The sequence below is a fragment of the Actinacidiphila sp. bgisy160 genome, from assembly GCF_057707815.1.
In genome coordinates, this window is record NZ_JBYIQW010000001.1 from 132,780 (window position 1) to 145,232 (window position 12,453).

Consider the following 12,453-nt stretch of genomic DNA (forward strand, 5'->3'; position numbering starts at 1 on the left):
GTGGAATCGACACGCGAGCTTGCGCCGACCGGGGGGTACCGTGGAGCCGTTCGAGCAGATGCACCGATTGATCGAGCGCTTTCTGTGCGGTCCGACCTCCGCGCTGCGCAACCAGAACCGCAGCTACCGCCCCTCGTCGGGCAAGGCCGTGGCGGACAGCGGCTACGAACTGATCCCCGGCGCCCTCTACCGTTACGACCTGGTCGACCTGGAGGGGTACCCGGTAACCGTCCAGCTCTACCGCGGCCTTTCCGAGGTGGCCGGGCAACTGTGGGAGCAGGAGGTGCGTGTCCTCCTGCGGGCCGCGGCACTGCGCCACCCCGCACTGCCGGTCATCGAGACCGGTGGCTACCGAGACGGCGGCGACACAGCGTCAGCCGGGATCGACGTCCGGGGTTTCGCGTACGTCGTCACCAAGGGAGCCGTCCACAGCCTGCCCAATGAACCGGGTCTGCTCGAGGGACTCCGGACCAATCCGTCGCTGGCCGTACGCCAGTTCTTCTTCCTCGCCGACGCCCTCTCGGTCCTGCACAGACAGAAGATCGTGCACCGGAACCTGTGGCCGGGAACCATCGACGTACATCAGGACGAGTCGATGCCGCCCGGACCCGAGCGACTGCAGTTGAAACTTTCCCGTTTCGAGATGAGCGCCCTGGTGGGCAACCTGCTGAGGGCCGCCGAGAGCGACGGCGAGAACACCGCCGAACAGGCGGTCAGGATCCTCCTCGGTCAGGATTCCCGGGCTCTGGCCTATTGCGCACCGGAACGTCTCGCCTACCTCTTTCCTGACGCGGACACCCAACCCGCCGACCAGACGGGGTCGGACGTGTTCAGCCTGGGCGCCACGGTGGCCGAGTGGTTCCTACCCACGGATCCCGGCCAGCCGACCCCACCCAGCGGGACGGCGGGTCAAGCCCTGAGAGCCTGGGCACTTGAGCGCCACGAGAAGCTGCGCCGCGCCCTGAACGACTGCGGCTCGCTCCCCGTCGCGCTCAAGTCCCTGCTCGCCGACATGCTGCACCCCGATCCCGAGGCGAGGCCCAACTCCGAGGCGGTCGTCAATCGGATCAGCGCAGAATACGAGGAGATATCAGGCTATTGGGACGAGGAGAAGGGGAGTCAGCTCCCCTACCTCATCGCCTTCCTCCCCGCCGAGTTCCGGCGCACGCTCTACACCTGGGGCTGGTTGTCACTCGACCCCGAGACGCCCGAAGGCCGTGAGGAACTGGCGCAGTTCATCCGTGACGACCTGAAGGGTGCGCGCCTCCTCCATGCCGAGCACGGCGCCGATCCCTACGTCGTGGACGGTCCGACCGAGACGAAGCGCGCCGCTCGCCAGCTTCTGATCGGCGCCCGCGCGGCCTGGTTCTGCGAGCGGTTCCGCCCGTACAACGTCCTGGGTACAAGTCTCGGCCCGCCGGAGGACAACACCCTGGTGATCAAATACCCGGTGCCGCTGGACCGGCCGCTCGGACGGACCCTGCAGGAAGACGCGAGACGGAGTCCGCTTCATCGGATCATCCCGTCGGTGGACGTCATCCCTTACGACATCCACCCGGCCGAATTCGCGGGCCAACGTCGCAACCGGCCGAGCTGGACCGTGCTCATCGACGCGATCACACGGGCTTCCGACGCATCGCCGGAGGACCTGGTCTATGAACAGGCCTTCGACTGGCTGCTCAAGTTCCAGGGAATCGAATTACGCGCCCGGGAGTACGCATACGAGATCGACCAGGAAGGGAGCAGCGGCCGCCTGGTCACATTGCGCCTCGACAGCGAACGGGACGACCGGCGAAAGCACCACGACGCCATGTCGACCAGCTACTACTCCGACCCCCAGCTCCGCCCCTCGCTGGGAGACTTCTTCGCCGCGTTCAACAGTTCGGAGGAAGGCGGGGAGATCGAAGTCCTGCGGGACCGCAAGGGCATGCCCCACTACCCCCGCGACCGGCGGCTCCTGGTGAGTCTGGTCGATCAGCTGGGCGACGAGGCGATCCGTGTCCGGATCAGCAGCAGGGATCTGCGCTCGCTGCCTTCACGGGGCTGGATTCGGCCGGGAGGAGATCTCGGCAGCGCGGTCGCGCTTCGCCGACAGCTCCACGCCCGTTGGCGTCTGTTGGAGAACAAGGTCCTGGTCAAACAACTCCAGCATCCGATGACCATCAAAGGCCTGCCTGGCCGGTGGGAGAAGGCGGCTGAAGGGATAGGCCAGGAAGTCGTCACCGACATGCTGGTCTCACAGCCCTTCTACGCCCTGCAGGGGCCGCCCGGAACGGGCAAGACCGAGATGACCGCTCGGGCGGTGGCCGCGTACCTGCGGGAGGAGCCAGGCGCCAGGGTCCTGGTTTCGGCCCAGTCCAACTGGGCCCTGGACAACCTGGCCGTGCGCATCCTCGAACGGCTGCCCGTCGGCGAGGTCGGACCGGACCCCCTCGCCAAGGGGGACGTCATCGCTCTGCGGGTCACCACGCGTTCGACGGCCGACCGGATCGACGAGCGCCTCAAACGTTTCCGTCCGTCAAGGCTGGCGGAGGAGCGCGTCCGGCTGCTGCAGAGCCACGCGGTGAAACGGCGTGAGGGGACAGAGAAGCGGCTACGGGCGCTGCTCACCGAGTGGGAGCGTGTCGCTGCTTCCTCGGTGCCGGAACTGACCGACAGGATCCGGCGCTCGGCCAACCTCGTTTTCGCAACGTGCTCGTCAGCGGACCCCGAGCACATGTCCGGCATCCGCAACGACGAGCCATTCGACTGGGTGCTGATCGAGGAGGCCGCGAAGGCCTGGCCGACCGAGATAGCCATCCCCCTCGCCCAGGGCCTGCGTTGGACACTGATCGGCGACCACCATCAGTTGCCCGCCCACCGACGTCAGGAAGTCGAACGCTTCCTCCAGTCCACCGCTGTCCACCCGGATCCCAACCTGGCCCTGCACGGCACCCGCAGCAAGCAGTACCTCCGCGTGTTCAACCTCTTCGGAAGCCTCTTCGACGGCCAGGACCAGAAACAGCCCGCGCGCCCCGACACGGAACAGACGCCGGCGGACGGCACCGGGCAGGCGCCGATGAGCGCTCCCGTCCGCACGCTCGACGAACAGTTCCGGATGAATCGCGAGATCGGCGACCTGGTAAGCAAGGTCTTCTACCCGGCCGGGCCGAACATGCCGCGGGGCACCTTGCGTATCACCACCGGCAAGAAGGACGAGCCGCACGGCTTCGCCTCACCGGAGTGGCTTGGTGGTTCCTCGCTCCTCTGGCTGGACACAGCCGCCCTGACCATGTGCGCGGACCAGCCGGCCTGGAAGAACGTCGGCGAGGTGGACGTCGTGGACCGATTCGTCAGCCGGCTCGGGATCAGCCCCGTGCAAGCCACCGGATCGGGCCATGCCCCGCTCGCCGTACTCACGCCTTACCGTCAGCAGACCGAATTGCTCCGGGGGCGCGGCCAACTGGCGCCATTTGTGCACACCGTGCACGCCTTCCAGGGACGCGAGGCGGACACGGTCGTGACCTCCCTCGTCCGAGACAAGATCCGCGGCCCGGTCGAGCAGCCGTGGAAAAGCCTCGGCCACCTGGTCCAGCCGGACCTGGTGAACGTGATGTGCTCCCGGGCACGCAGGCTGCTGGTGCTGGTCGGAGACCACGGCCACTTTGCCAACAGCGGGGTCCCCTTCTGGGAGGACTTGTGCGCCATCTTCTCGGAACACAGGGCCGTACGCCCGGCCGGACACGTATTCGACCGGTGAGGGGGAGCCGATGGGAGTTGTGACAATCAGCCTGCGGTGCGCGGTCGTGCCCGTCAGGGCGACTGTGGGTTACGGCCGTTACGTCTCGCCGATCGAGTTGATCGTGTTGAAGGCCCTCACCCTCGACGAGCACGACGAGCTGCAGGAGGCGACGGCTTACGGTGCCGACCAACTCGCAGACATGTTGGGCCTCGGGCGCCGGCTGACCCTGGACGTGGTCTCAGACCTCTGGCACAAGGGTTACGTCACCGTGGACCTCGCACACGGCCAAGTGAAGGCCACCGCGGCGGTCCGCCGACACTCCCGCGAGGGCACGCTGAACCACCTGGACGGCGCAGAACAGCACGCCGCCACGTTCTCGCTCATGGTGGACGAACTCTCCGGAACTCTTCTCCCGGTCGGCGGCGAGGAGCGGCCGAGGGAGGGCAACCTCCAGGTGCCTGTGACGGGTTCGCGAGAGGACGAACAGACCTTCACCCAGTCGGAGCTGGTGGACGCCCTGCACGAGACGCTCCGCCGCGAACGCCGTGACCGCAGGGAACGGCACAATCTCCAAGAGAAGGAGATGGGCCGGGAGCAGCAGGTACTGACGGCGCAGATCGTGCCGCCTCAACTGCGCCCGCAGGCATCACACCGCTGGCTGGCGCTCACCGTCAACGTGGGTCTGGACCGCGACTCGGATCGTATCCGCCTGTCATCCACGGACACCGCTCTTCCCATCGAGAGCCGGCTGCGCGTGCTGGAGAAGATCGCCTCCCGGCTGGAGACCGCTCCGGACGACCCGTTCGCACGCGCCATCCGCGCCGCCGCCGACGTCGGGTACACGGAGCCACTGCCCTTGGAGGCAGCCCTTCAAAGATTCGACGAGGCGGTCGAATCGCTGACCCGGGCACCTGCGGGCACGTACCACGACCGTCACCTGGAGCTGGCCGACCAGGCGCGCCGTCTCAACGACCTACTGCGGCTCAGAGTCGCCTCCGAAGTCGGTGCACGGGTTCTGGTCGATCGGGAAGAGCACCGGAAGGCGCTGCTCGAGGTCATCAGCAAGGCCTCACAACAGCTGGTGATCAGCTGCCCTTCGATCGGTTACGAAGCCCTCCACGAGTTGCTCGAGCCTCTGGAGCGAGCGCTCGCCAACGGTGTGCGGGTGGTCATCCTGTGGGGCGACAGTCACCGCAGCACCTTGCCACCCCCCGTGTTCAACCTGTTGATGGAGTTGCGCGTCGGGGCGAAGAACCGGCTCATCTGGTCGCGACGTCCCAGTCGTACGCACGCCTGCCTGGCTGTGGCCGACGACCGTCACGCGCTGGTGACCGGATACCCGTTTCTGGGGCCGCCACCACCGCGACACGGCCGGGCGAGCAGGAGTCCGCAGAACCGTGCACGGCAGATCGGCAGCTTGATCGAGGCCCCCTCGTCCGGGCCCTGCGAGCCGGTCGAGGCGCTGTTGCGCTGGGCCAGGACAGCGGTTCCGGACTACATGGAGGGACGCCGCCTTCGCACCCGGCACAGCGAGCTGCGGCCCGCCCCGACGTCGTCCGAGCCGCTTCCGGCACCATGGCAGCCCGACCTCCCCGAGTTACCCGCGGCTCCGTCCGCGGCAACGGAAGGCGGCGCCCCCTCAGCGGGCTCCGTCGATCTCTGGCATCGTGCCTGGACCGAGTACGCCGCCGCACTCCGTCGTGAGCTGGAGGCCCGCACCCGGCCGTGGGCAGCAGCGCTCATCGACGGGGACCACCGCGACCTGTTGTGGCAGGCCCTGCGGCACGCCCGTTCCCGGCTGCTGGTGTCATCGGCGCTCATCGGCCCGGACGCGTTCGACTCCAGAGTGGCCGACGCAGTCAAGGGACGCCTCTGGAGCGGCGCTGAGGTCACCCTCGCACACGGACGGCAGAGCGAGACTACGGGCACGGCCGAGGGTCCTCGCAGGTTGCTGGGCGAACTGCGTAAGGAATTCCAGGGCCGTGGGCTGAGCGTGCTCACCCAGGCGACCAACGCCAGGATCCTCGTCGCAGACGACGACTGCGTCGTCGGCAGCTTCGATCTGCTCTCCGTCGGCACTCATTCGGCAGGATCGCCGTACAGACGGCCGACGGAGATCGGGGTGCGGATCGTCGACGGAACCGTGGCGGGGCAACTGACGGCCGCAGTTCGCGGTGCGGCCACAGGCGAGAGCGGCCCCGAGGAGCCCGCCGAGGAGGAACCGCTCGCGGTGCCCGTTCCGGAGCGGCCGAGGGCTGCGACCTCGGCACAGCGGTTGCTCAACGCGCTCGCCTCGGCCCCCGACGCCGCCGACGCCGCCGCCACGGCATCCAGGATTCGGAGCGCCGTCGAAGAACTGGCCAAGGAGGACGGTCCGGCAGCCGTATGGTCGCTCCTCGACACCTTGAAAGGCCACCCGGACCACTTCCCGGTGCTGAGGGTGGCGGCGGCCCATGCGATCCGGCACTTCGACGGAGACAGCACACATCGTCGGTGGCAGCGGTGGCTCATGCGTGATCGCTGGGACTCAGGCGCGTACATGGAGGCCGCGCTCCTGCGCGCTGCCATGCCCGCCGAAGAGACCCGGCCTCGACTCAGGCTGGCGCTGGCGGTGCTGCTCCGGGGTGGCGAGGGGCTTGACGCCGCAGTGGAGTACGCGGCCCTCGGGACGGACGAGGCACTCACCCAAGGCCTCCCGGGTGCACGCGCCGAGGCAGCCGCGCTGTCCACCCTGTGCGTGAACGAGATCCTGCTCGGCAGACGCGGAACCGCCGCCGCCGGCGTCCTGGAACTTCTGCATCCAAACCTCGGTTCGCCCTGGCAGCAGTTGTCCGAGCTGGCCCTGGAACACCATGCGACAGGACTCGGCCCGCTGCCTATGCCCCAGATCCGGGCGGAGCGTGACTCCGCCCGTCACCAAAGCGAACTGGACGCGGCCTGGGAGTTGCTGGACCGCCGGCTGGAACGCACGGCCGCCGTCACCTTCCGTTTCGTGTCCGGCATCCGTACCCATGCCGCACTCTTCCACTCTGCGGGCGAGTTCGGCCGCCTCCGGGCTCCCGTACGCTCGCGGGACACGGAGGCCGTGAGGCGGTGGGTGTCCGAGCACCCGGTCAGCGGGATCGACCAGTTGCTGGACGACACCACACGCTCATTGGAGTCCAGTTACCAACTGCACGTTCTCGAACGCGGACAGCGACGAAACTTCGTTGCCCGGTTGTCCGAGGTGGTCGAGGCCGCCGAGGACGTCGTGCGGCTCCTGGACGCCGGCGGATCGGCGCACGCCGAAGGGCTGGCGTCCCATTTGCCGACAGCGAGGGCCCTTGCAGGACTCATGGCACAGATGTCGGCTGCGGCCGACGGGACCGACGGCCCCGAGCGCAGTCTCGTCGGCCGACTGCTGCGTGAACTGGCCGAGCCCGCGGCATGGGCGGGTCGTGAGGACGGACATGGTGAATGACGAGCCCCGGGACGGCTTCACTCATCCAGCGCTCCAGCAACTGGTGCCGACCTGGACCGAGCGGTGGCGCTACCCGGACCTGATGAGACTGCTGAGCCGGCCCGAGGGCGGATGGGACACGGCGGCAGCGGCAACGGCGATCCTGAACGGGCTGGCCGAACCCGTCACCTCCCCCGAGGACGCAGCACACCATCTTGTGGTCCAAGGAGAATTCCGCGCGGCCCGGCTGGTTCCCGGCGGCGAGGCCGTGGACGTCGACGCCGCCGTCGCCACGGCACGGGAAGCGATGGCCCGCAGAGCGGAGAGCCTCGTCAGGCTGGCCCGACGCGCGGGACTGCCGGAGAACCGTCCACCCGGACTCGGGGCCATGGCGGACGACCGCACTGCGGACTACGAGGCGGCTCTGGATGGCTGGCAACGGGACATCGAGGAGCGCTCCCAGCGCAAGGCGGAGGTGCTGGAGGACAGACTGCTCGACGTACTCGATGCACTCCCGCCGTCCGAGGACTCCTCTCATGGGGGGCGGCCCAGCTCAGGCTGGGAGGAAGCCGTGCGGGACTGCCTCGCCGATGGCGAACTTGCTGCCGCGGAGAGACTGATCGTCGCCGGCCCTTCGCCCGACGCGCCGACCGGGCATCTGACCGTGCGCCGGTGGACACGCTGGCCGTGGCCGGACCACACCTTGGACGAAGTGCTGAGCTGGTACCGCGGTACGGTGGCGATGGGCCCGGAGTTCAATTCCATGTGGCGCTCGTCCGAACCATTGGACCGGGCCCTGATCGAGGCGCTGGCCGACCTGCGCAAGGGCCCCACCGCGGACCGCGTGAGGCGATTCGCCACCGCGCTCGACGACCGGCTCGGCGCAGAAGGCGTCCGGCACCGGGTCCTGCCCGCGGGCGACGGCTTCGTGACCTGGCTGTCCGGGGTGACCGACCACCGGCGCATCGCCCGTTTGGGCCTCCCGCTGCAGCTTCCCCTGTACGTGGGGCCGGACGACTGGGTACCCGCCGACGACTGGGACGGACCCGCCGTGTGGCTGGTCCTCCGCACGCAACTCGAAGAGGAGGACCTCACAGTCACGGAGCACGGCATTGCACCCGTCGACGCCTCCACCATCCTCGAGCTGGCGGCACCGAGCGCCCAAGGCGCCTCGGTGACCTCCCGCCGCATCAACCTGCTCCGAGCCGTCTGCCGCCGGCTGCGGGTCTCCCATGTGATCGGGGCGGAGCCGGCGCCGGATGAGGAGGCCGCACCCGGCGGTCACCCCTATGAGGCACGCGAGGACCTGGAGTGGTGGCTGGACCTGCTGGGCGTCCCCCGCACAGGGTCTGTCGCGGACGCACTCCTCTACGACACCGAAGGCCACCCCGTGGTGCTCCGCGCCGCTCTTGCCGAGCTGATACCGGACGGGCTGTACAGGGAGCGCTCGGCAGTCGAGGAACTCACCCTGGACGCGCTGGACGCCTGGCGCTCGGACCGGGGGCGACAGGAACGCTTTCACGACCGCGTGATGCGTGAATCCTTCGGCTCTGATGTACAGGCTGCGGTTGTTCTGCGAGCGCTCCTGTACGTCCGGCACGTCGATCCGGCACGACAGCTTTCCACGGCGGAGGTCACCGATGTCCTGAGCGCCGTGCACCCCGGCCCACTGCCGGTCTCCGTGGAAGCCGCCCTGTCGAGGGTCGCGACCGCCGGTTTCCTGAGGGCACGGGACGATGCCGGAGTGCGGTACGAGTGGGCGGGCGCGGGCCTAGCCGCCCTGTTGGCGGGAGTGGGCCCCACTGTCCTGGAGAACCGGCTCAACGCAGACCTGGTGGAACTCACCGAGCTGCTCGACCGCAGCCAGGACAGTGCCACACGCGGCGAGATCACCATCATGCAGTCCTACGGCCATCATGTGACCGTCGACCTGCGAGGGGCACTGGAGCGCCTCGACAGGGGTGACATCGAGGGAGCGAGGCAGGCGGTCGAGAAGGCCCGGGCCTCGGTCCGCCGCGTGCAGGATCCCGAAGCACTCCAGGAGGACCTGAACGCGCAGTCGGAGATCGACCTGCGCATCGAACTCGGCCGCCGGTGCCGGGACAATCGGATCAACAGTTCGAGCAAGGCACAGGTCACCCTACTGCCGACGGATGGTGAGACCCCGGTGGTGGTCTGGGGCAGCAGGCAACTGCTGAAGCTGGCTTTCGACAGCCTGCTGCAGAACGCGCTGCGCGCCGTCGCCAGCCAGGGACGCGAGGGCGTGGTGACGGTCACGCTGGAGGTTCGCCATCGTGGTCCCGGTGGCTCCGGGCAGGCTCTGGCACGAATCGACATCCAGGACAATGGTCCCGGCGTCGACGCCAGGTGGTTGCCCGTCCTCAACGGCGAGCGCCGCCGGGTGGACGGGGACGGACTGCAGCCGCTGGGCTCGGGGCAGGGCGTGCGCTACGCGCGGGACCACATCGCGCGACACGGGGGCACGCTGCGTTTCCTCCCCTCTCCTGCGGGTGAAGCGGGCGCCCTGGCCAGGATCGAACTTCCGGTGACGGGCTCGCGGGGCTCCATGCGCTGACGGCCTCTTCACACGGGGCGGATCATCTGGTCCACGACCCGCAGGGTGTCGCGCCGAAAGTGCCCCCTCACCTGGCGGGGGTCGTCCTTGAAGCAGATACCCGACAGGCCGTACTCCTCGGTCAGCTCCTTGATCCGCTCCTTGATGTTGCCCGGCGGCAAGAAGGCGGTGAGCAGTACCCGGGGTACTCCCCGGACACGGAGGTCGTCCAGGACCAGGAAGCCATCGCTGTCATCGTTGTCTGGTGTGAGGTGGCGGTCCACGAGCGCCCCGTCGAAAGTGTTCTGCCGGATCTCCGAGTGGTAACCGGCCGTGCTTGTGACGAGTCTCGCCTCGTAGCCCTTCTCCTCGAACAGCCTGACCAGTTCCGGGCCCATGATCTCGTTGTCCTCGACGATGAGGAGCCGCCGCCGCCTGACCGGAACGCGAGCCGGATCCAAAGCATCCACCCGCATGATCTCCGGGTCAGAGGGGAAGTTGCCGGCGAAGTCCAGCCAGCCGTCGACTTCGACCCCTTCGTGGAACAACCGCTCGACCTCGCCAATCAAGCGGTCCCGCGCCCGGTACGCCTCGCTCCAGTGCCGCTTGTCGAGGGCGTGGAGGGAGCGAGGATCCCCCCGCCATAGCCTCAGGAGGGCGCTGACCTGCTCGGCTTCGGGGTCAGCGGGCAGTGCCTCGACCTGGTCCGGAAACTCCAGAGCGTCCAGCCGGACCGTACCCTGCTCCAGGCGGTACGACCCGCCGTTCTGCTTGGGCAAGGTCACCCCGTGGCGCTGGAGCACGGCACGTGCCTGCCGAACAGCCTGTTCCACGGAGTTGTCCTCACGACTGCGTGGCAGCATGCCTTTCAGGGATTCGGCCTTGATGGGTCTGCCCTTGGCGAAGACCAAGCGCAGAAGCACGGCCGCGGACGTCCCTGTGAGCGTGTCCCTGGACCCCGGGCTCTCGATGACCACTTCCCCCAAGGCAGAGACCAGCGGCTTGCCCTGTGTACCTCCTGCCCCCATGACATCACGATAACGCCGGAGGGCAAGTCAGCTGAGTTTCCACCCAAATTGCTTGCGCGGGGGCTCGGTTGGCATTCAGCGAAGGGGTGGAGGACGGCCTCAGCGCCCGTCTCCAGTCTGGACGACACGGGGTGAGAAACCCCGTCGGCGGTCCGGATCGCCGCCTCGTCGCATCCCTCACCGGAGGTCCTGATGTCCCAGTCCCTGCTCGCCGCAATCCCCTGGCAGAACGCCGGTATCGCCACGGCCGTGGTACTGACGGTCAGCGTCCTGCTCAAGCTTGTCCTGCTCGAATGGTTCTCACGCAAGAAGCCCGCGGTCCGCCGCGACGTCCTCCTCTTCGCCCGGCTGCTCTTCGCCGGCCGGAGCGGCAGGTCCCGCGGCGGGGCCGGAGGAGGGGCCGGAGGGGGTGACGGGGGAACGGAAGCGCAGAGCACCGAACCCGGCGGCCCCGAGGGCGCCTGAGACCCCGCGAGACCACTGGACGCATCGGGACCGGCCCGCGCACAGCGGGCCGGTCCCGGCCGTTTACGGGCACCCGGGGTCAGGCCCGCTTCGGGTGCTCCCCCCAGCTCCTGCACAGCGCCCAGATGACGAAGACGTCGATGGCGATGACGATGATCGCCCACACCGGGGTGTACGGCATCCACGCGAAGTTCACGATGATGTTGAACGCCGCCAGGGCGACACCGGCGACCCGGGCCCAGTCGGGGGCGTTCTGGAGCAGGGCGGTGCCGACCACGACGACCAGCACGCCGAGCACGAGGTGGATCCAGCCCCACGCCGTCAGGTTGAACTTGAAGACGTAGTCGCCGAGCCGCACCCAGATGTCGTCCTTGGCGATGGCCGAGATGCCCTCGAGGATCATCACGACACCGGAGACGATGAGCAGGACCCCGGCGAAGGTGGTGCCGCCCGTCGCCAACCCCGAGTGCGGACGCTCGGCGACCGGCTGTGTCTGCTGGCTCATGAGATGGCTCCCGTCCCTTGCCGCCCGGGCTCACTGCCCGGACACTCCACACGGTCCGCCCGGCCGGTGGGTACGGCCATCCGCGCTCCGCCGTCCGGGTGACCCGCGGGCGGCAAACCCCGGCAGGCGAGATCATCGGTGCATGGCAACCACACTCCACCTCGCGCAGCAGCCCGAGGCCGACGCCCTGCTCTCCCGCAGTCCGCTGGCGGCCCTGGTCGGCATGCTGCTCGACCAGCAGATCCCCATGGAATGGGCCTTCTCCGGCCCCTGGACCATCGCGCAGCGCATGGGCCGCGACGACCTCGACGCCGGCGAGATCGCGGCCTACGACCCCGAGGCCTTCTCCGAACTGCTCGCGCAGAAGCCCGCCGTCCACCGCTACCCGGGGTCGATGGCCAAGCGGGTCCAGCAGCTGTGCCAGTACCTCGTGGAGCACTACGGCGGTGACGCGGAAGGGGTCTGGCGCGATGTCACCGACGGCCGCGCGCTGCTGGCCAGGCTCAACGAGCTCCCCGGCTTCGGGAGGCAGAAGGCGCAGATCTTCCTGGCGCTGCTGGGCAAGCAGCTCGGCGTGACGCCCGAGGGGTGGCGCGAGGCGGCGGGCGCCTATGGGGAGCGGGGCTCGCACCGGTCGGCCGCCGACATCACCGGCCCCGAGTCGCTGGACAAGGTGCGCGCCTTCAAGCAGGAGCAGAAGCGGGCCGCCAAGGAGGCGAAGACCGCGAAGGAGTCCTGACC

The 12,453-nt window shown here is 68.8% G+C and carries 7 protein-coding genes; 5 read left to right on the forward strand and 2 right to left on the reverse strand.

Annotated features, from left to right (window positions below; genetic code table 11):
* Positions 1–40 precede the first annotated feature (40 nt).
* Genes AC3EUJ_RS00645 through AC3EUJ_RS00655 form a run of 3 tightly spaced genes read left to right on the forward strand, consistent with a single transcriptional unit; the run spans position 41 to position 9,735 of the window.
* The gene (locus tag AC3EUJ_RS00645; protein WP_431958858.1) at positions 41–3,739 is read left to right on the forward strand and encodes an AAA domain-containing protein; all 3,699 of its coding nucleotides are present in this window, start codon (positions 41–43) and stop codon (positions 3,737–3,739) included.
* 10 nt (positions 3,740–3,749) lie between these two features.
* Positions 3,750–7,181, forward strand: coding sequence for a hypothetical protein (locus tag AC3EUJ_RS00650; protein WP_431958859.1), 3,432 nt, complete (start codon positions 3,750–3,752; stop codon positions 7,179–7,181).
* Positions 7,171–9,735: an ATP-binding protein gene (locus AC3EUJ_RS00655; protein ID WP_431958860.1), complete on the forward strand. Its 2,565-nt coding sequence runs from the start codon at positions 7,171–7,173 to the stop codon at positions 9,733–9,735. Before AC3EUJ_RS00650 ends, AC3EUJ_RS00655 begins: the two co-directional genes overlap by 11 nt.
* Before the next feature lie 8 nt (positions 9,736–9,743).
* On the opposite strand, the gene AC3EUJ_RS00660 is transcribed toward AC3EUJ_RS00655, so the two are convergent.
* Entirely contained in the window at positions 9,744–10,637 is an 894-nt protein-coding gene (locus tag AC3EUJ_RS00660) for a hypothetical protein (protein WP_431958861.1), read from the reverse strand.
* A gap of 297 nt (positions 10,638–10,934) precedes the next feature.
* Here AC3EUJ_RS00660 and AC3EUJ_RS00665 point away from each other — a divergent pair, with 297 nt between their 5' ends.
* Positions 10,935–11,207, forward strand: a complete 273-nt coding sequence (locus tag AC3EUJ_RS00665) for a hypothetical protein (RefSeq protein ID WP_431958862.1) — start codon at positions 10,935–10,937, stop codon at positions 11,205–11,207.
* Between the two features lie 79 nt (positions 11,208–11,286).
* Here AC3EUJ_RS00665 and AC3EUJ_RS00670 read toward each other — a convergent pair whose 3' ends face one another.
* On the reverse strand, positions 11,287–11,712 hold the full coding sequence (locus tag AC3EUJ_RS00670; protein ID WP_431958863.1) for a DUF7144 family membrane protein: 426 nt from the start codon (positions 11,710–11,712) through the stop codon (positions 11,287–11,289).
* Positions 11,713–11,854: 142 nt separating this feature from the next.
* Between AC3EUJ_RS00670 and AC3EUJ_RS00675 the strand changes: the two genes are divergently transcribed.
* A complete protein-coding gene (locus AC3EUJ_RS00675) occupies positions 11,855–12,451 on the forward strand; it encodes an HhH-GPD-type base excision DNA repair protein (RefSeq protein WP_431958864.1) in 597 nt (198 codons plus the stop codon).
* The last annotated feature ends 2 nt before the right edge of the window (positions 12,452–12,453 follow it).